This window comes from Ruminococcus bicirculans (ex Wegman et al. 2014) (genome assembly GCF_000723465.1).
GTDB classification, from domain to species: domain Bacteria; phylum Bacillota; class Clostridia; order Oscillospirales; family Ruminococcaceae; genus Hominimerdicola; species Hominimerdicola aceti.
Window position 1 is genome coordinate 1,439,607 of record NZ_HF545616.1, and the last position, 18,077, is coordinate 1,457,683.

Here is an 18,077-nt window from a genome sequence, read left to right on the forward strand (position 1 = left end):
GTACAATTAGAACAATAAAGTAAGCAAGAAGGTTGGTTTAGATATGGATATTAGATTTAGCACATATAATGATTTTCTAACTGAATATCAAACATACAAATTAGATAAATGCAGTAATTGTGAAGGAGTGCGAGAGTTAATTGACGATGATGTAACAGTCGTTATAGAAAATAGAACGCTCCATTTTCCAGAGTTACTTGTTCTTTGTTGTAATAAATGTGGAGATAAATGTCTGCCCGAATATTCCAAACAAATTATAGATGGTGCATATAAGTCTATGATAGAACAAGAACAGTTTGTAGGAGAGTTTGTTTCAAAAAGCTACAAAAAGAAATTTGAATATTGTAAAGAAACAGATTATAAATACGACCATAAAGATTATTATAATATCCCTGGTCTTTGTTATGATGAGGAACATTCAACAGAAGGTTTTTTGACACCTGTTTATTTCGATAGAAAAGCACTTATATATTTTATTTCTGTTCCCGATTTTGAAGTGGATATTTTCTCAGAAACCTATGGACACATAGGTAAGAAAGACCCAGAGGGAGTATATATATATGATTGGGATGTGCCATTTGGTTTTAACAGTAATGGAAAGTTAGTATTTTGGTTGGGCGATTTGAATTATATGGATACTCAGAGCCAAGCGATTTTAAAAGGATTTAATGTTGACTCAGACCATTTAATCGTTGATTCAGAGTTCTTTCAAGCACAAATGAACTGTACTTTTAGTAAGCCTATTATAGAGAAACAAATTCTAATGAATAAGGACAGCTTCATTTCAAACATTAAGAAAAAATACAACATTGATTTAGCCCATTTAGACGAAGAATGTTCGGAACACGCTAAAAACATCAAGCGTCCGCTTGTTTTCACAGAGCAAAGTGTTTCTGGTGTAATAAATGCTTTTGACAAGGTGTTGGTAGAGGGCTTTAATGTTGGACGGTTGAGAGAATTGTATGAGGCATTATATTCTGAAAATGAAAGAGATGCTCAATACGGAAAGTGGCAGTCAATTCGTCTTATCAAAGAAATATTGCTGAAATTCTGCAATGGAATTGGAAATACGATTGATGTTGAAAAATTGATTTCGCCGTTGTATATTCTTCACGATTATCGAATATATTTTGACCATTTGCTTTCAATGGATAAACAAGAAAGCACCAAAGCCCATATAGTTGAGACATTAGGTGTTCAAAATTTTAGTGAGCAAGAAGCAATTTATTTAGAGGAAATAGACCGTCTTAATAAACTGTTTCAGTATTTGGTGTTGTTATCAAAATAACATATCGTTTACATAGCCGAGAGGTTTTCGTTTAACGAAAGCCCCTCGGCTATTTCTATTTTCTGGAGGTGATTTTATTGAATGAGAACTAACAGACCCTATGTGCAGATTGACCCAGATGTGCTTGAACGGGTACGCCAGATTGACCTGTTATCCTATCTGCGTGAGTTTGAGCCGAGCAATCTCGTTAAGGTCAAAGGCACAAGTAATGTGTACTGTACCGCAGAACACGACAGCTTAAAGATTTCCAACGGCAAATGGTATTGGTGGTCGAGAGGTTTCGGCGGCTATTCTGCCCTCGACTATCTGATAAAAGTCAAGGAATATGACTTCGTAGAAGCCGTGGAAATTCTTACAGGACAGGCGTTGGCGGACTGGAAACCGCCGCCCCCTGCCGAGAAAAAAGATGAGCCAAAGGTGCTTCTCTTGCCGCCGAAGTTTAAGAACTGCGACAGAGTTTTGCAGTATCTTTTCGGGCGTGGTATTGACTATCAGCTCATACAGGAGTGCGTTGCAGACGATACAATTTATGAGAGCGCCGACTATCACAACGCCGTTTTTATCGGCAAAGATGAAAGCGGAACACCCAAATATGCGGCTCTTAGAAGTACGCTCGGCAGCACTTTCAAACAGGATGCATCGGGCAGCGACAAAAGGTATTCGTTCCGACTTCTGGCAAGAGAGCCGACAGATACCGTGCATTTATTTGAAGCCGCCATTGATTTACTGTCCTATGCCACTTATCTGAAATGCGAGGGCAAGGACTACAAATCGGAAAGTCTGCTTTCTCTTTCAGGCGTGTATCAGCCAAAGAAAGAGATGAAGGACTGCAAAATCCCCATAGCTCTCACAACTTTTTTGAGTGCCAATCCACAAATTAAGACCATAGTTCTGCATCTGGATAATGATAAGGTAGGCAGGCTTTGTACCGCTACTTTGAAAGAACTGTTGCAGAAAGACTACAAAATCGTTGATGATCCACCGCCTGTCGGCAAGGACTTCAACGATTTTTTGTTGTCCTATCTGGAAATTGCAAGACCTATGCCCAAGCGTGAAAGGAGTGATGCCCGTTGATTGTGTAGTAGATTCTCACCAGAAAGACACCGAAACCAAATCAAAATTTAGTGCTGAAAGCGAGGAATGAACCATTGAAAAAGTATGATGTAACCCTTACCGCCCATTATCAAAAGACCGTTTCCGTCTATGCAGAAAGCCCCGAACAGGCAAAGGAAAAAACAAAAATTATCCTGTTCGATACCGACCTTATCAACTTTACCGATGATGATTTTGTCTGCGGCGAAGCCGATATTACCGAGCAGAGAGAGGACGGGCTTGACGGTGTTGGCGAGAATACACCACAGGAAAATGAAGATTGTTCGGACTGCCCGTACTTCTGCCCTGTGTGCGGTGAGTGTATGTATGAGGACGATTGCGAAGAATGAGATGTCTTACCAAGCACTGAATTTGGTTAGCCAAATTCGCTTGTTAGGGGGCAGCCCCCTAATACCCCGTGAGAACAGAAAGGAGTTCAAGAATGAGTGAGTTCTTATTTTTCATTATCGGCACAATGCTCGGCGGTCTGTTCGGCGTTGTGTGTATGTGCTGCTTGCAGATAAACAGACTTTCCGAGAGAAAGGAAGAGGACAATGCGAAAAAGAAATGTGCAGATACTTTTCCGTCTGACTGAGGAGGAAGCCGAACACCTTAATGAGCTTGTGCGGAAATCGGGTCGCTCAAAAGAAGCCTTTTTAAGAGAAATGGTAAGGGGCTATCAGCTCTGCGAAAAGCCCGACCCAGAGTTCTATAAAATGATGCGTGAGCTGTCCGCTATTGGCAACCGTATCAATCAGCTTGCGGTTAAGGCAAACGCCCTCGGCTTTGTGGATACCCCGATGCTCCGTGAGGAAGCAAGGAAGTGGCACGAATTTCAGATTGAAATTCGCAAAAGGTATCTGCTTCCACGCAGGTCATCGTAATGGCGGTCTGCGAGATATGGGATGTGCGTGGCAGGCTCGACCACCCAATCGACTATGCCGAAAATCCCGAAAAGACAGCCAACCCCAAATACACCGAAGCCGACCTGCAGGCGATGGTCGATGTAATGGAGTACGCTACTAATAAGAATAAGACCGAGCAGCGTTTCTTTGTCACAGGCGTAAACTGTGACCCGACCACCGCTAGAGATGAAATGATGATTACCAAAGCGGGGTGGAACGACACGAGCGAGATTGTCTGTTACCACGGCTTTCAGAGCTTCAAGCACGGTGAGGTTACGCCAGAGCAGGCTCACGAAGTCGGCGTTAAACTTGCTGAGCGAATGTGGGGCAACAGATTTCAAGTCATCGTTGCCACCCATCTGAATACCGACTGCCTGCATAATCACTTTGTCGTGAACTCTGTTTCTTTTGCTGACGGTATGCACTACCACGACAACAAAGCAAATCTGCGGCTGCTCCGTCAGCGCTCCGATGAGCTTTGCCGTGAGTATGCCCTGTCCGTCATCGAACACCCAAGCGGCAAGAAAAAGCCCTACGCCCTTTACCAAGCCGAAAAGCAGGGGCGACCCACGAGGGATAATGTTGCAAGACAGGCGGTGGACGAAGCTATCAGCAAATCATTCACGCTGAAAGACTTTGACCGCCAGTTGGCAGAAATGGGCTACCGCATAAACTTTGACCCCAACCGCAAGTATTGGACGATTATCGGCAAGGGCTGGCAAAGACCCAAGCGGCTTTATAAGCTCGGAGAGGAATACACCAATGACAGGATTATGGAGCGTATCAGAGAAAATTCCTATGCGGTCAAATTCCAGAGCTTCTCGGAGCCACAGCCACAGATTAAGGTCTATCGGGTCAAAGGCTCTTTGAAGAACGCTAAGAAAATCGGTGGCTTGCGTGGACTGTATCTCCATTACTGCTACAAGCTCGGTATCCTGCCAAAAGGCAGAAAACAAAATTATGCACGGCTTCATTATCTCTTAAAGGACGACCTTATGAAGATGGAAGCCATCACACAGGAAACAAGGCTGCTTTGCCGCAATCACATTGATACGGCGGAGCAGCTTTGTTCATATAAAGGCTCTCTGGAAACGGAGATGTCTGCCCTGCTTCAGAAGCGAAAGGAGCTTTACTCCAAATCCCGCAGGATAAGCGGCGAAGAAAAGGAAGCGGTCAAGGCAGAGATTTCCGATATTTCGGGGCGGCTGAAAGTTATCCGAAAGGAGGTCAGACTGTGCGAGGGCATTTCCGCCCGTAGTGATACCCTCAAGGAAAAATTGCAGACGATACGGGCAGACGAAAACGAACAGCGAAGAAAGGAGCTGATGAAGAATGAACACAGGCGGCGAAGCGGCAGAACAAATCGTCCGAATGAGCTTGGAGGGCTTTGAGGTCGCTGCCAAAATCACAGGTGCAGGTGCGAAGAACATCGCTATCCTGTTGTATTCCATTCTCAAAGAAGAAAAGAAAACCAAAGGAAAAGCAAGGCTGACAAGTATGCTCCGTTCTGGCAAGGAGCTGAAAGTCTTTACCGTCAAAAGCGCCGACTTAAAGAAGTTCACGCAGGAAGCAAAAAAATACGGTGTGCTTTACTGCGTCCTCACGGACAGAAAAAACAAAGACCCAAATGCAGAGGTCGATGTCATCGCTCGTGCCGAGGACGCATCGAAAATCAGCCGTATTGTGGAACGCTTTAATCTTGCTTCGGTGGATACCGCTTCTATTGTGACGGAAGCTGAGAAATCCAAAGATGCAAAGGACGGTCAGCCAGAGCCAGATATTGGCGTGCAGGAAAAGGCGGAGAAAGATAAGCTGCTTGACGAGCTTATGGGCAAGCCTGTCCAGAAGGAGGAAAACGCCCCAAACCCCTCGGTGGCAAAGACAGAAAAATCCCCTCAGTCCGAGCCTACCTCAGAGCAGCCAAAGAAGTCCGCAGAGGGGGCTACTATGACTAAGGAGAAACCTTCTGTCAGAGAGGAACTGCGGAAAATCAAGGAGAGCCGCAAGGAGCAGGAAGCAGAGATTGGCACTTCCGCCCTGGACAAAAGCGGAGCTTCCGACAGGGCGAAAAGTGCTAACAGGAAAACGGAGCATAAACAGCCCCAGAGAAAGAAAAAGAAACCAAAATCCAAAGAAACGAGGTAAACAGCTATGAGTATTTACGATGTATTCAGCGGCGGCAACAGACCTTTTGATAAAGAGGAATGGGCTGCCGCAAAGCAGGCACAGCGGAAAGAAGCCTATGAGCTGATTGACAATACCTGCTCTGAAATGATGGCAAGCGGCGACAGCTTCCGTCAGTATCTTGATGTGCAGGGTCGCTTTGACCGCTACTCCGTGGCTAACGCTATTCTGGTATCAGCACAGATGCCCGAAGCAACGCAGCTTAAAGAGTACAACAAATGGAAAGCGAGCCGTGTCTATGTGAACAAGGACGCACAAAAAATCATTATTCTTGAGCCGAGCAAGGAATACACCCGTGAGGACGGGACAAAGGGCGTCTCCTACAATGCCAAAGTGGTTTATGACATTTCTGAAACCTCGGCAAAGGACAGGCAGCAGGAACAGGAGCCGAAATCCATGCGTGAGCTTGTGTCGGCTCTGATTGATGCAAGCCCTGTACCCTGTGTTCCTGTCGGTGAGCTTGAACTGCCTGCCTATTATGACAGCTCTCAGCAGACCATTTTTGTCAAGAAGGGGCTTTCCGAGGAAGTGCTGTTCGTGAGTATGGCAAAAGAAGTGTCGGCGGCGGTCTATGATTTTAAGTACAACGAGAGCCGTGATGCTTCCGATTTCAAATCCTTCTGCGTTGCCTATATGGTAAGCTCCCGTTACGGTGTGGATACCAGAGGTTTTGACTTTTCCAGACTTCCCAGAGAGTGTGCGGAAATGGATACGCAGGCGTTCAAGGGAGAGCTTGGCACGATGCGTGATGTTCTGGGCGAAATCCAGAGCGATATGTATAAGAGTATGGAGAAGAACAAGTCTGCAAAGAACAAAGAGCAGGAACGCTAATCGGAGGTGAAGACTATGAGAGAGGAACGATACCATATCGCACTTGATAAGTACGATAAGAATATCGTCATCAACGCCTTAAACACCCTGCGTACAAGGCAGTTACAGGAGGAACGCCCCACCGAGCCTGTTGACGAGCTGATAAGCAAGGTGGCACACGCTCCGACAAAAAAGGTTAAGGTCGTGCATTGCAGGTGCAATGAGGAACGATGACCAGAAAACGAGCCTAATCCTTTCTGTCTGCGGCATACTTCCTGTTGTATGGCTCGCCCTACTGACAGCACCCTATGTCAGCGGTGGTCTTGTAGAGATTATCCGAGGTCTGCCTGTGGCGATGGGCAATCCGTTTGAAATAACGATGTGTGAGGACAGCGTAAAGACTGTCCTTATTTTTTTACTTGCCTACGCTATGGGCATCGGCGTTTATTTTTCTACACGCAGGAACTACCGCAGGCGTGAGGAACACGGCTCTGCGAAATGGGGCAACGCAGGTGCTTTGAATAAGAAGTACCGAGATAAAGACCCGTCAGCCAATAAGCTCTTGACCCAGAATGTCCGTATCGGGTTGGACGGGAAAAAGCACCGCAGGAATCTGAATATTTTAGTCTGCGGTGGCTCTGGTGCGGGAAAAACGAGGTTTTTCTGCAAGCCAAATGCTATGCAGTGCAACACATCTTTTGTAATACTCGACCCAAAGGGCGAAATCGTCCGTGACATTGGCGGTCTATTGGAAAATAAAGGCTATGAGGTGCGTGTACTTGACCTTATCAATATGCACCGCAGCCATTGTTACAATCCCTTTGTCTATCTGCGGAACGATAACGATGTTCAGAGGTTGGTAACAAACTTGTTTAAGGCGACCACGCCGAAAGGCTCACAGTCGCAAGACCCATTCTGGGATACGGCGGCGAGTATGCTGCTTCTGGCTCTGGTGTTCTATCTGAAATATGAAGCACCGCCAGACGAGCAGAATTTCCCGATGGTTATGGAGCTGCTCCGTGCAGGCGAAGTCCGAGAGGACGATGACAGCTATGTAAGCCCTCTGGATGAGCTGTTTGACCGTCTGGAAATGGTAAACCCAGAGCATATCGCCCTAAAGTATTACAGGGATTACCACTCTGGTAGTGCAAAGACCTTAAAGAGTATCCAGATAACCCTTGCCGCAAGGCTTGAAAAATTCAATCTGGAGAGCCTTGCAGGGCTTACCGCCACCGATGAGCTTGACCTGCCAAGTCTGGGAGAAAAGAAGGTCGCTCTGTTCGCTCTGATACCAGACAACGACACGAGCTTTAACTTCCTTGTCAGTATCCTTTATACCCAGCTCTTTCAACAGCTTTTTTATCTGGCAGATCACAAGTACGGCGGAAGCCTGCCTGTGCATTGCCATTTCATAATGGACGAATTTGCGAATGTTTCATTGCCTGATGACTTTGATAAAATCCTGTCCGTTATGCGTTCCAGAGGGGTATCGGTATCCATTATCCTGCAAAATCTGGCACAGCTCAAAGCCCTTTTTGAAAAGCAATGGGAAAGCATTGTCGGCAACTGCGATGAGTTTCTGTATCTGGGCGGCAACGAGCAAAGCACCCACAAATATGTGTCAGAGCTTTTGGGCAAGGAAACCATTGATACCAACACCTACGGGAAAAGCTCTGGGCGAAGTGGTAACTATTCAACAAATTATCAGATTTCGGGGCGTGAGCTGATGACCCCAGACGAAGTGCGTATGCTTAATAACCGCTACGCACTTCTTTTTGTGCGTGGAGAACGCCCCGTTATGGACTTCAAGTATGACATCTTGAAGCACCCGAATGTGAAGCTGACGGCTGACGGAGGGCAACCGCCGTATATCCACGGAGAGCCTACGCAGGCTGTCGCAACTCTTGTGTTTGACAGTGATATTCCAGATAACGCCGTGAGCATGAAAGCTGTCAGCACTTCCTATGAGCTTCTGTCCGATGAGGACTTGGAAGAAATATTCAATTTATAAGGAGGATTTACCCTATGAAACTTTTTAAGAAGAACGAGAACAAGAAAACCACGAAGCTGCCGATGACTGGAAAGGTTAAGAAAGGCTTTCGCTATTACTGTATGGCTGTTATGGCAATGACATTTGTGCTTGGTACTTCCGTAACCGCCTTTGCTGCCAATGACCCTATTCAGGTAGTCAACAATCTGTCCGATTTCATTTTCGGTCTGGTGAGGGCCGTCGGTATGATTATGCTCGGCTTTGGTATCGTGCAGATTGGTCTTTCCCTCAAATCCCACGACCCGTCCCAGAGAGCTAACGGATTTTTGACCCTTGCAGGCGGCGTTGTCATTACCTTCGCAAAGGAAATCTTGACTCTTATCACAGGCTAAGATAACAGACTGACACAAAAAGATAACGGGAGCAGATCCGCCGAGTGCGGAACTCGCTCCCGTTATCTAATATCATCAAGGAGGTGGTCAAATGTCTGATAACTGGGTGGTACAGAATTTAGAGAACGCCCTAAACACTTGGAATGAGAAATTAGCCGAGATATGGCAGCTCGTTACCCAATCCCCAGAGAACTTTAAGGGCGGCACGATATGGAATGTCATCGTGGATATTCACGGTGCGGTGCAGGCTATCGGACTTGCCCTGCTCGTGCTGTTCTTTGTTGTGGGTGTAATGCGTACCTGCGGAAATTTTGCAGAAGTCAAGCGACCAGAGCAGGCGTTGAAGCTGTTTATCCGCTTTGCCATTGCCAAAGGTGCAGTGACCTACGGATTGGAACTGATGATGGCACTGTTTAAGATTGTGCAGGGTATGATTTCCACGATTATGAATGCCGCAGGATTTGGCTCGGCACAGCAGACGGTGTTGCCGCAGGAAATCGTGACAGCCGTTGAAGACTGCGGATTTTTTGAGAGTATCCCGCTATGGGCGGTCACGCTGATAGGCGGACTGTTTATTACGGTGCTGTCATTCATAATGATTATGTCGGTATACGGCAGGTTTTTCAAGCTGTATATCTATACTGCCATAGCACCCGTACCCCTTTCCGCTTTTGCGGGAGAGCCGAGCCAAAGCGTTGGCAAGAGTTTCATTAAGAGCTATGCCGCTGTATGCCTTGAAGGTGCGGTTATCGTGCTTGCCTGCATTATCTTTTCCCTATTTGCTTCTTCTCCGCCTGTGGTCAATCCCGATGCGGCGGCGGTTACAATGGTATGGAGCTATATCGGGGAGCTTGTGTTCAATATGCTCGTCCTTGTCGGTGCGGTCAAAATGGCAGACCGTGTTGTAAGAGAAATGATGGGCTTGTAAGGGAGGTGCTATGATTGGAAGTCAAGATAAATAAGGAAATCCGTAATTATACGGAGAGTATGTTTTTTGGACTGTCCCTCAGACAGTTCATTTTTTCTGTCCTTGCCTGCGGCGTGGCGGTGGGTTTGTATTTTCTTCTCCGTCCACGGTTTGGTACGGAAACCCTCAGTTGGGTTTGTATCTTAGGTGCGTTCCCCTTTGCGGCAATGGGATTTATCAAATACAACGGTATGACCGCAGAGCAGTTTGTCTGGGCGTGGATTAAATCGGAATTTCTGATGCCGAAAAAGCTGATGTTCCTGCCAGATAATCTCTATTACGAAACGATGAAGCCGACCATTGAAGCCCATGAAAAAGGGTTGCCGACAGTACGGAAAAAGCAGAAAGGCAGGACACCTAAACCAAAGAAAACGAAAAAGAAAAAAGCGAAACGCAGCAAGGAGGTAAACAATGCTGAGAACTCTTAAAAATCTGTTCAAGCAGGACAGGGAAAAGTTTGTTGTGCCGAAGTCGGTACAGAATGTTATCCCGATTAAGACAATCTGGGATGACGGCATATTCCTTGTCGGCAGGAACAAGTACGCAAAGACCTTTAAATTTGAGGATATAAACTATGCCGTGGCAAGCCGTGAGGATAAGGAAGCAATGTTCCTTGAATACTCGGAGCTTCTTAATTCCCTTGACAGCGGTGCGACCACGAAAATCACTATCAACAACCGTCGCTTGAACAAAGCTGATTTTGAACAGACTATTTTAATCCCAATGGCTGATGACGGTCTGGATAAGTACCGCAAGGAATACAACAAAATGCTTCTGGATAAGGCGACAGGGGCTAATTCCATCGTACAGGATAAGTATGTAACCGTATCTGTCTGCAAGAAGAATATCGAGGAAGCCCGAAACTACTTCGCCCGTGTGGGTGCTGACCTTATCGCCCACTTTAACCGTCTGGGGTCGAAGTGTGTGGAACTGGACGCAGGCGACAAGCTGCGTATCTTCCACGACTTCTACCGTACAGGAGAAGAAACAGCGTTCCACTTCGATATTACCCAGACGATGCGGAAAGGTCACGATTTCAAGGATTTTATCTGCCCTGATACCTTTGAATTTGAGAGCGACTGCTTCAGAATGGGTGACAGATATGGGCGTGTGATTTTTCTCAGAGAGTATGCGGCATATATCAAGGACAGTATGGTTGCGGAGCTTTGTGAGCTGAACAGGAATATGATGCTGTCCGTTGATATTATCCCCGTTCCCACAGATGAAGCCGTGCGGGAGGTGGAAAACCGTCTGCTTGGTGTGGAAACCAATATCACGAATTGGCAGAGGAAGCAGAACCAGAACAACAATTTTTCTGCCGTTATCCCCTATGATTTGGAACAGCAGCGAAAAGAAAGCAAGGAATTTCTGGATGATTTGACAACCCGTGACCAGAGAATGATGTTTGCCGTGCTTACGATGGTGCATACGGCAGATTCCAAAGAGCAGCTCGACAATGATACAGAAGCTCTCTTGACTACCGCAAGAAAGCATTTGTGCCAGTTTGCGGTGCTGAAATATCAGCAGATGGACGGATTGAATACAGCCCTGCCATTTGGTGTACGGAAGATAGATGCCCTGCGTACCCTCACAACAGAGAGCCTTGCAGTGTTTATCCCGTTCCGTGTGCAGGAAATCTACCACGAAAACGGTGTGTATTACGGTCAGAATGTCATCAGCAAAAATATGATTATCGCCAACCGTAGGCAGCTCCTTAACGGCAATTCCTTTATTCTCGGTGTGTCGGGTGCAGGAAAATCCTTTACCGCAAAGGAAGAAATGACAAATATCATTCTGACCGACCCCAACGCTGATATTATCATCATTGACCCAGAGCGTGAGTATTCCCCGCTTGTTAAGGCAATGCAGGGAGAAGTCATTCATATCTCTGCGACAAGTGAAAATCACATCAATGCTATGGATATGAACTCCGATTACGGTGACGGTGCAAACCCTGTCATTCTGAAATCGGAGTTTATTTTATCCCTTTGCGAACAGCTCATCGGCGGCACGAACTTGGGAGCAAAGCAGAAATCCATCATTGACCGCTGTACGGCAAGCGTGTACCGCTATTATCAGCAGGGCAACTATATGGGAACGCCGCCCACCTTGCAGGACTTCCGTGAGGAACTGTTAAAACAGAATGAGCCAGAAGCACAGGAAATCGCCCTTGCGATTGAGCTGTTTACGGACGGGTCGCTCAACACCTTTGCAAAGCACACGAATGTTGATACCCACAGCCGCCTTATCTGCTATGACATTCTGGATTTGGGCAAGCAGTTACAGCCTATCGGCATGCTTGTCGTGCTTGACAGTATCTTAAACCGTATCACACAGAACAGAGCCAAAGGCAGAAACACTTTTATTTTCATTGATGAAATCTATCTGCTCTTTCAGCACGAATACTCTGCCAACTTCCTCTTTACCCTCTGGAAGCGTGTGCGTAAATACGGTGCGTACTGTACGGGTATTACGCAGAATGTAGACGACCTTTTGCAGAGCCATACCGCAAGGACGATGCTTGCCAACAGCGAATTTATCATTATGCTTAACCAAGCGTCCACGGACAGACTTGAGCTTGCCAAGCTCCTTAATATCTCCGACCTTCAGATGAGTTATATCACGAATGTCGGTGCAGGGCAGGGATTACTCAAAGTTGGCAGCTCCCTTGTACCGTTTGTAAACAAGTTTCCACGCAATACCGAGCTTTACAAACTGATGACAACCAAGTTCGGTGAGGTCTAAGAAAGGAGGTCTTTTATGGCTGATATTAAATTCCGTGATACGGCTCACCGTGATTTCTTTCTGGAAAATATGATGAAATGCAGAGTGAACGACTGTTATCATAGGGCGTTTTTCTATGTGATGGGTATCGCTTCGGAAACGAGGGCGAACATCAACCAGATGTTCAATTTCAAGGAGGACTGCATCGAGCCAGAGGGTATGCACGGCGGCTGGCAGACAAGCGGAACAGTCAAGGTCTGCCATCTTGCTTTTAACCTTTGGAACGGGTATGCAGAGGAAGGGCGGGAACGGTATTTCACGCCAGAGGAGTTGTTCTGCTGTGAGTTTGCTCCCTACTTTATGGAGGGTATCAAGGTCAGATACCCCGAATATTGCAGGGAGCTTCCTGCTCCCAGAAAACAGACGGAAATTTCAAGATAAGAAAGGAAAAGCCTATGAAGAATTATAAATCTATTATCTGTGTTGTAGCCGCCGTGTGCCTGTTAGGTACGGCGGCTTTTTGTGGCTTCCGCATTTATCATTACTATGCAGAGGTGGACGAGCAGACGGAAGCCTTTGAGGAGATTGCCGAGATGGTAGAGCAGGCTCCCACGGATGAAACCGTGCCAGACGATGCCCCTGTCAGCGAGGGAGAAGATGTGCTTGCCAAGTATCAGAAATTGTATTTACAGAATGAGGATATGGTGGGTTGGATTTCCATAGCCGGCACAACAATCAATTATCCTGTGATGCAGAGCAGGAACAATCCGAATTTTTATCTGAAGCACAATTTTGAAAAAGAGTACAGCGACTTAGGTACGCCTTATGTGCAGGAGAATTGTAATATTGCCGAAAGTGACAATCTGGTTATCTACGGTCATCACATCAAGAGTGGCAAGATGTTTGGAGCGTTGGAGGATTACAAGTCCAAGAGCTTCTATGAGGAACACAAGACTATTCAGTTTGATACCCTCACAGAGCAGGCAGAGTATGAAATCGTCGCTGTATTTAAGACTGTGGCGTACAGTTCTGAGGGATTCCGATACTACGACTTTGTTGATGCGGAGAATGAGGAAGAATTTAATTCCTATGTCGGGAAGTGCAAGGAGCTTGCTTTGTATGATACAGGTGTGATCGCTGAATACGGCGACAGGCTCATTACCCTTTCCACCTGCGAATACTCCGCACAGAACGGCAGACTCGTTGTAGTGGCAAAAAAGGTCGGCTGATTTGAACGCAAATCCTCTGGGAAAGGAGGTTTTCTATGGCTGATATTAAAACCAGAGATGCGGTTAAAGGCACGATAAAGACCATAGATAAAGCCACCATAGCCAGTGAACGTATGAAATCTGCCTATGTGGGGATAAAGGACAAGGCGGAACAGGGATATTACGCTGATGAAAACTCTGCCACAGAATATGCTGCGGACAGGATTTCTTATGTGGCAGACCGTGTAAAGGACGAAGGTATCCACCAGTTCAATAAGCAGGGGCAAAAGGCAGTCAAGACAACGCAGGAGAATATCGGTAAGGCAAAAGATAAAATAACCGATTTCAAGCAAAGTCGGGCAGTCAAAGCCGCAGAGCAGAAAGCAGCACAGAATATGTCAGAACAACACGGTTTGCAGATCCGTCACGGGGCTGCAAGCCGTTCCTCTGCCCCCGATGTTTCCCAGACAGCAAAATCGCAGTTGATAAAGACCCGACAGCAGGGGCAAAAAATGATTAAGACCACAGCCCGAAATGCAGAAAAAGCGGTGAAAACAACTGCTAAGGGAACAGTCAAGACTACCGAAAAGGGAATTAAAACCGCACAGGCAACTTCTAAGGCGGCGATTAAAACGACGGAAACCTCGGTAAAAACGGCACAGGCAGCGGCAAAGGCTTCTGCGAAAACTGCCCAAAAGGCAGCACAGGCGGCAAAAGCCACCGCAAAGGCAACCGCTGAAGCAACAAAAGCTACGGTCAGAGCCACCATAGCTGCGGTCAAGGCGATTATTGCAGGAACAAAAGCTCTGATTTCCGCTTTAATTGCAGGTGGTTGGATTGCAGTTGTGATTATTCTCATTGTTGTCCTGCTCGGCTGTGCTGTTTCCCTGTTTGGTGGCGGAAGCGGGAGCAACGCCTATACCCCTGTCAGTGCAGAGGTGGAAGCCTATGAGCCTTTGATACAGAAATATGCCAAACAGTACGGTATTCCCGAATATGTGGAGCTTATCAAGGCGGTAATGATGCAGGAAAGTGGCGGGCGTGGACTTGACCCGATGCAGGCGGCGGAGGGCAGCTTTAACACAAGGTATCCCCACGAGCCGAACGGGATACAAGACCCAGAATATTCGATTGAGTGCGGTGTACAGGAATTAAAGGCTGCCCTTATCTCTGCCGAGGTAGAAAACCCGATTGATATGGAGCATATCAAACTTGCCTTGCAGGGTTACAATTTCGGCAACGGCTATATCTCGTGGGCTAAGACTAACTATGGCGGCTATTCCTATGCCAATGCGGTAGAGTTCTCCACCATGCAGGCGGCACGGTTAGGTTGGGACAGCTATGGCGACACGCAATATCCCGCCCATGTGCTGCGGTATTATCCATACGGGAGAGCGTTCACAAGCGGCGGTAACCAGGCGATTGTGGAGGTCGCTTTGACACAGCTCGGCAATGAGGGCGGTCAGCCTTATTGGAGTTGGTACGGCTTTGAGGGGCGTGTGGAATGGTGTGCCTGCTTTGTGTCTTGGTGTGCCGACCAATGTGGCTATATCGAAAGCGGGATTATCCCAAAATTCGCAGGCTGCGTGGACGGTGCAAATTGGTTTAAGGGTAACGGACAATGGAAAGACCGAAGCTATGAGCCGTCGGCAGGCGATATTATCTTTTTTGATTGGGAAGGCGACGGAGAAACCGACCATGTAGGCATTGTGGAGAAATGCGAAAACGGTGTCGTTTACACCGTGGAGGGTAACTCTGGCGACACTTGCAGGCAAAATCAATATACGGTTGGAAGTAGCTCCATCTATGGTTACGGTGTTCCTGCCTATTAAGAATGGGCAAAAGAAAAACCAGAGGTTTATTCCTCTGGCTCTTTTGCCTTACATAGACCGCTGACAGTTGCTTCTATTACGAGCAACTCTTTATCATTTAGTTTGTCGAGTTCTGCGTCTAAGCGTCTGCGGACGGAACTTTTCTTGACCTCATTATCTGGGAATATGTATTCATCAACTGATACACCGAACATCGTCACAAGCTGAATGAACAACTCCAGACTTGGCTTTTGCCCCTCATTTTCAATCGCTTGAAGATGTCTTGGGTCATAATCCACAATACGAGAAAGCTCATCTCTGGTCATACCTTTTGCTGTCCTTGCTTTTTTGATTGCCTGCCCTATCGGTGTAAAATCGAAGTCAAAATCATTGTTTCTTGCGTCCATAAACTCACCACCTTGTATCAATATAATGCTTCTATTATATTTTACAGAAATAATAGTTCTTATAGAACGGTCTGAAATCCCTTGTATTAGGATATAAAATCTCTACTTGTAAGATATAAAAATTCACATTTGCATAGTTGATATTGTTCGTTCAAACGGATATAATAGATACAGTACGATTTTAGGAGGTCAGAAATGTTTGAATATATGACGGCACAGGAAGCCGCAGAACTTTGGGGGATATCGGTGCGGCGTGTGCAACGGTTATGCAAAGAAAACCGTATTGAGGGTGTCCTAAATATAAATCGGGTGTGGCTTATTCCTAAAAGTTCAAAAAAGCCCGTTGATAAGCGGAGAAAGGTTACAGATTATGGAGAATAGAATTTTATTACTAGAAGATGATGTAAGTTTAATAGACGGACTGCAATATTCGCTAAAGAAAAATGGCTTCGATGTCGATTTTGTCCGTTCTGTGCAGGAAACTCTAACTTATTTATCTGAGATAGAAAAATACGATATGCTCATCCTTGATGTCACATTGCCAGACGGAACAGGTTTTGAGATATGTGAAAAAGTACGAAAAAACGGAAGTCAGATACCGATTATTTTTCTGACAGCTTCTGATGAAGAAGTTAGCATTATTCGTGGTCTGGACTGCGGCGGTGATGACTACATAACAAAACCGTTTAAGTTAGGCGAGTTATGTTCACGCATACGAGCGTTGCTGCGGCGGGCAGGGTTGTCCACTCAAGGAACAGGGGCAGTTATGGAATGTGGCGATATTAAGATAGACCTTTTAGGAAGCCGTGTCTTATTAAAGGGAAAAATATTAGAACTTACCGCCGCAGAATACCGTTTAATATGCCTGTTGGTAAAGAATGCAAACCGTATTATTACAAGAGATATTATTTTAGACGAGTTATGGGACAGCACAGGAGATTATGTAGACAATAATACCCTTTCCGTCTATGTGCGACGACTGCGAGAAAAAATAGAAACAGACCCATCACATCCAGAACATTTACTAACAGTCCGAGGATTTGGTTATCAGTGGAAAGAGGTGGACGAATGAACTTCTTACATGATAAACATAGCCGTTATTATTGCATTTTCATTGTTACTCTTGTTTTGCTGCTTTTTTTGATGGGAATAGCTGTCATTGACACGCAAACGGCGGCTACCAAAGAAATGTTTTTAACACACAATAATGCGATTGCTACTTCTTTACTGGAAGAAGGAATTTCAAAGGAAGTAATTGCAACAGCCTTAATGAATACGGAAGCAGGCACTACAGGAAATAAGTTTTTAGCCGAAATTGGTCTTTCAAACAGCACGGATATAGAAAATTTACCTTATGTATCTGCTGTTAAAAATACAATACTGACATCTCTGTTTGTGATGTTATTTCTATGGACGCTGCTTCTGTTTTTAGGTACAATGCTGTTTTTGTATCGTAGGGAAAGACTATATAGGGAATCAGAAAACATCATTAAGGACTACATAGATGGGAACTATACTGTTCACCTTCCGCAATCTAACGAGGGAACTATTTACCAGCTCTTATCTTCTGTTGACCAATTGGCTACTATGCTTCAAGCAAAAAATGATACAGAACAAAAGACAAAAGAGTTTCTTAAAAATACAATTTCTGATATATCACATCAATTAAAAACGCCTCTGTCGGCACTTATGATGTATCAGGAAATTATTGAGAATGAGCCAGAAAACTTCGAAACGGTCAAAGAATTTTCCTTAAAGATTGGAACTGCATTAAAGAGAATGGAACAGCTTATTCAATCTATGTTGAAAATCACAAGAATAGATGCAGGGAGCATCTATTTTGAAAAATCCAATTACAGTATCCCGAATATTATTAATCACGCAATTAGTGAATTGACAACACGGGCGGACAATGAAAAAAAGGAAATTGTGATAGATGGTGATTTGGAACAGATGCTTTACTGTGATATAGAGTGGACGGGCGAAGCCATTGGCAACATTATCAAAAACGCACTTGACCATACAGATACAGGGGGAAAAATCTCTATATCGTGGGAACAAACGCCCGCTATGATTAGAATATTTATTACGGATAACGGACACGGCATTTCCCAAGAGGATATACACCACATATTTAAGAGATTTTATCGAAGCAAAAATACTTCAGAAAGTCAAGGGATTGGACTTGGATTGCCATTAGCAAAGGCGATTGTTGAGGGACAAGGCGGTATTCTTTCTGTTCAGAGCGAGCGATTACAGGGAACAACCTTTACATTGTCTTTCCTTACGGAATCGTAAG

At 45.6% G+C, this 18,077-nt stretch carries 20 protein-coding genes and 1 pseudogene; 20 read left to right on the forward strand and 1 reads right to left on the reverse strand.

The features are described from left to right. Window positions 1-43: 43 nt before the first annotated feature. The 17 genes and pseudogenes from RBI_RS06545 to RBI_RS06625 all read left to right on the forward strand — a co-directional run bounded on the left by RBI_RS06545 (window position 44) and on the right by RBI_RS06625 (window position 15,392). Entirely contained in the window at window positions 44-1,288 is a 1,245-nt protein-coding gene (locus tag RBI_RS06545; RefSeq protein WP_038671871.1) for a hypothetical protein, read from the forward strand. An 81-nt stretch (window positions 1,289-1,369) separates the two neighbouring features. Beyond that, window positions 1,370-2,362: a DUF3991 and TOPRIM domain-containing protein gene (locus tag RBI_RS06550; protein WP_038671872.1), complete on the forward strand. Its 993-nt coding sequence runs from the start codon at window positions 1,370-1,372 to the stop codon at window positions 2,360-2,362. A gap of 74 nt (window positions 2,363-2,436) precedes the next feature. Continuing rightward, window positions 2,437-2,730 carry a hypothetical protein gene (locus RBI_RS06555; protein ID WP_038671873.1) on the forward strand — a complete coding sequence of 98 codons (294 nt, stop codon included), beginning with the start codon at window positions 2,437-2,439 and terminating at the stop codon, window positions 2,728-2,730. Window positions 2,731-2,822: 92 nt separating this feature from the next. After that, window positions 2,823-2,975, forward strand: a complete 153-nt coding sequence (locus RBI_RS06560) for a DUF3789 domain-containing protein (RefSeq protein ID WP_015522602.1) — start codon at window positions 2,823-2,825, stop codon at window positions 2,973-2,975. Further along, a complete protein-coding gene (locus RBI_RS06565; RefSeq protein ID WP_015522601.1) occupies window positions 2,935-3,264 on the forward strand; it encodes a plasmid mobilization protein in 330 nt (109 codons plus the stop codon). Before RBI_RS06560 ends, RBI_RS06565 begins: the two co-directional genes overlap by 41 nt. Further along, entirely contained in the window at window positions 3,264-4,676 is a 1,413-nt protein-coding gene (locus RBI_RS06570; RefSeq protein ID WP_015522600.1) for a relaxase/mobilization nuclease domain-containing protein, read from the forward strand. Before RBI_RS06565 ends, RBI_RS06570 begins: the two co-directional genes overlap by 1 nt. After that, window positions 4,618-5,430, forward strand: a complete 813-nt coding sequence (locus tag RBI_RS06575) for a PcfB family protein (protein WP_038671874.1) — start codon at window positions 4,618-4,620, stop codon at window positions 5,428-5,430. Before RBI_RS06570 ends, RBI_RS06575 begins: the two co-directional genes overlap by 59 nt. 6 nt (window positions 5,431-5,436) lie before the next feature. After that, entirely contained in the window at window positions 5,437-6,300 is an 864-nt protein-coding gene (locus RBI_RS06580) for a hypothetical protein (RefSeq protein ID WP_038671875.1), read from the forward strand. A 15-nt stretch (window positions 6,301-6,315) separates the two neighbouring features. After that, the gene (locus RBI_RS06585) at window positions 6,316-6,513 is read left to right on the forward strand and encodes a hypothetical protein (RefSeq protein ID WP_006857246.1); all 198 of its coding nucleotides are present in this window, start codon (window positions 6,316-6,318) and stop codon (window positions 6,511-6,513) included. Next, window positions 6,500-8,290 (forward strand): VirD4-like conjugal transfer protein, CD1115 family, encoded by a 1,791-nt coding sequence (locus RBI_RS06590; protein WP_038671876.1) that lies wholly within the window; start codon window positions 6,500-6,502, stop codon window positions 8,288-8,290. Before RBI_RS06585 ends, RBI_RS06590 begins: the two co-directional genes overlap by 14 nt. 14 nt (window positions 8,291-8,304) lie before the next feature. Beyond that, window positions 8,305-8,661 carry a hypothetical protein gene (locus tag RBI_RS06595; protein ID WP_015560134.1) on the forward strand — a complete coding sequence of 119 codons (357 nt, stop codon included), beginning with the start codon at window positions 8,305-8,307 and terminating at the stop codon, window positions 8,659-8,661. A 91-nt stretch (window positions 8,662-8,752) separates the two neighbouring features. Continuing rightward, the gene (locus RBI_RS06600) at window positions 8,753-9,589 is read left to right on the forward strand and encodes a hypothetical protein (protein ID WP_038671878.1); all 837 of its coding nucleotides are present in this window, start codon (window positions 8,753-8,755) and stop codon (window positions 9,587-9,589) included. A gap of 14 nt (window positions 9,590-9,603) precedes the next feature. Next, a pseudogene (locus RBI_RS06605) lies at window positions 9,604-9,945 on the forward strand (PrgI family protein); the annotation flags it as partial. A gap of 94 nt (window positions 9,946-10,039) precedes the next feature. Continuing rightward, complete coding sequence (locus RBI_RS06610) at window positions 10,040-12,373, forward strand: VirB4-like conjugal transfer ATPase, CD1110 family (protein ID WP_038671879.1); 2,334 nt, start codon at window positions 10,040-10,042, stop codon at window positions 12,371-12,373. A gap of 15 nt (window positions 12,374-12,388) precedes the next feature. Further along, the gene (locus RBI_RS06615; protein ID WP_015560136.1) at window positions 12,389-12,793 is read left to right on the forward strand and encodes a DUF6075 family protein; all 405 of its coding nucleotides are present in this window, start codon (window positions 12,389-12,391) and stop codon (window positions 12,791-12,793) included. A gap of 14 nt (window positions 12,794-12,807) precedes the next feature. After that, window positions 12,808-13,581, forward strand: a complete 774-nt coding sequence (gene srtB, locus RBI_RS06620) for a class B sortase (protein WP_038673233.1) — start codon at window positions 12,808-12,810, stop codon at window positions 13,579-13,581. Window positions 13,582-13,616: 35 nt separating this feature from the next. Further along, window positions 13,617-15,392, forward strand: coding sequence for a lysozyme family protein (locus RBI_RS06625; RefSeq protein ID WP_038671881.1), 1,776 nt, complete (start codon window positions 13,617-13,619; stop codon window positions 15,390-15,392). Window positions 15,393-15,418: 26 nt separating this feature from the next. Here RBI_RS06625 and RBI_RS06630 read toward each other — a convergent pair whose 3' ends face one another. Further along, window positions 15,419-15,778, reverse strand: coding sequence for a helix-turn-helix transcriptional regulator (locus tag RBI_RS06630; RefSeq protein ID WP_006857255.1), 360 nt, complete (start codon window positions 15,776-15,778; stop codon window positions 15,419-15,421). A gap of 195 nt (window positions 15,779-15,973) precedes the next feature. Here RBI_RS06630 and RBI_RS06635 point away from each other — a divergent pair, with 195 nt between their 5' ends. From RBI_RS06635 to RBI_RS06645, 3 genes are read left to right on the forward strand one after another with little or no spacing between them, the layout of a single operon-like run. Continuing rightward, window positions 15,974-16,159 (forward strand): helix-turn-helix domain-containing protein, encoded by a 186-nt coding sequence (locus RBI_RS06635; protein WP_006857256.1) that lies wholly within the window; start codon window positions 15,974-15,976, stop codon window positions 16,157-16,159. Beyond that, window positions 16,149-16,850: a response regulator transcription factor gene (locus RBI_RS06640; RefSeq protein WP_006857257.1), complete on the forward strand. Its 702-nt coding sequence runs from the start codon at window positions 16,149-16,151 to the stop codon at window positions 16,848-16,850. Before RBI_RS06635 ends, RBI_RS06640 begins: the two co-directional genes overlap by 11 nt. Then, the gene (locus RBI_RS06645; protein ID WP_038671883.1) at window positions 16,847-18,076 is read left to right on the forward strand and encodes a sensor histidine kinase; all 1,230 of its coding nucleotides are present in this window, start codon (window positions 16,847-16,849) and stop codon (window positions 18,074-18,076) included. Before RBI_RS06640 ends, RBI_RS06645 begins: the two co-directional genes overlap by 4 nt. The last annotated feature ends 1 nt before the right edge of the window (window position 18,077 follow it).

What these genes read in the sequence shown, in the direction of transcription:
- RBI_RS06545 (WP_038671871.1), top strand. Translation starts at nt 44, where the DNA reads ATGGATATTAGATTTAGCACATATAATGATTTTCTAACTGAATATCAA.
- RBI_RS06550 (WP_038671872.1), top strand. Translation starts at nt 1,370, where the DNA reads ATGAGAACTAACAGACCCTATGTGCAGATTGACCCAGATGTGCTTGAA.
- RBI_RS06560 (WP_015522602.1), top strand. Translation starts at nt 2,823, where the DNA reads ATGAGTGAGTTCTTATTTTTCATTATCGGCACAATGCTCGGCGGTCTG.
- RBI_RS06565 (WP_015522601.1), top strand. Translation starts at nt 2,935, where the DNA reads ATGCGAAAAAGAAATGTGCAGATACTTTTCCGTCTGACTGAGGAGGAA.
- RBI_RS06570 (WP_015522600.1), top strand. Translation starts at nt 3,264, where the DNA reads ATGGCGGTCTGCGAGATATGGGATGTGCGTGGCAGGCTCGACCACCCA.
- RBI_RS06575 (WP_038671874.1), top strand. Translation starts at nt 4,618, where the DNA reads ATGAACACAGGCGGCGAAGCGGCAGAACAAATCGTCCGAATGAGCTTG.
- RBI_RS06580 (WP_038671875.1), top strand. Translation starts at nt 5,437, where the DNA reads ATGAGTATTTACGATGTATTCAGCGGCGGCAACAGACCTTTTGATAAA.
- RBI_RS06585 (WP_006857246.1), top strand. Translation starts at nt 6,316, where the DNA reads ATGAGAGAGGAACGATACCATATCGCACTTGATAAGTACGATAAGAAT.
- RBI_RS06590 (WP_038671876.1), top strand. Translation starts at nt 6,500, where the DNA reads ATGAGGAACGATGACCAGAAAACGAGCCTAATCCTTTCTGTCTGCGGC.
- RBI_RS06595 (WP_015560134.1), top strand. Translation starts at nt 8,305, where the DNA reads ATGAAACTTTTTAAGAAGAACGAGAACAAGAAAACCACGAAGCTGCCG.
- RBI_RS06600 (WP_038671878.1), top strand. Translation starts at nt 8,753, where the DNA reads ATGTCTGATAACTGGGTGGTACAGAATTTAGAGAACGCCCTAAACACT.
- RBI_RS06610 (WP_038671879.1), top strand. Translation starts at nt 10,040, where the DNA reads ATGCTGAGAACTCTTAAAAATCTGTTCAAGCAGGACAGGGAAAAGTTT.
- RBI_RS06615 (WP_015560136.1), top strand. Translation starts at nt 12,389, where the DNA reads ATGGCTGATATTAAATTCCGTGATACGGCTCACCGTGATTTCTTTCTG.
- srtB (WP_038673233.1), top strand. Translation starts at nt 12,808, where the DNA reads ATGAAGAATTATAAATCTATTATCTGTGTTGTAGCCGCCGTGTGCCTG.
- RBI_RS06625 (WP_038671881.1), top strand. Translation starts at nt 13,617, where the DNA reads ATGGCTGATATTAAAACCAGAGATGCGGTTAAAGGCACGATAAAGACC.
- RBI_RS06630 (WP_006857255.1), bottom strand. Translation starts at nt 15,778, where the DNA reads ATGGACGCAAGAAACAATGATTTTGACTTCGATTTTACACCGATAGGG.
- RBI_RS06635 (WP_006857256.1), top strand. Translation starts at nt 15,974, where the DNA reads ATGTTTGAATATATGACGGCACAGGAAGCCGCAGAACTTTGGGGGATA.
- RBI_RS06640 (WP_006857257.1), top strand. Translation starts at nt 16,149, where the DNA reads ATGGAGAATAGAATTTTATTACTAGAAGATGATGTAAGTTTAATAGAC.
- RBI_RS06645 (WP_038671883.1), top strand. Translation starts at nt 16,847, where the DNA reads ATGAACTTCTTACATGATAAACATAGCCGTTATTATTGCATTTTCATT.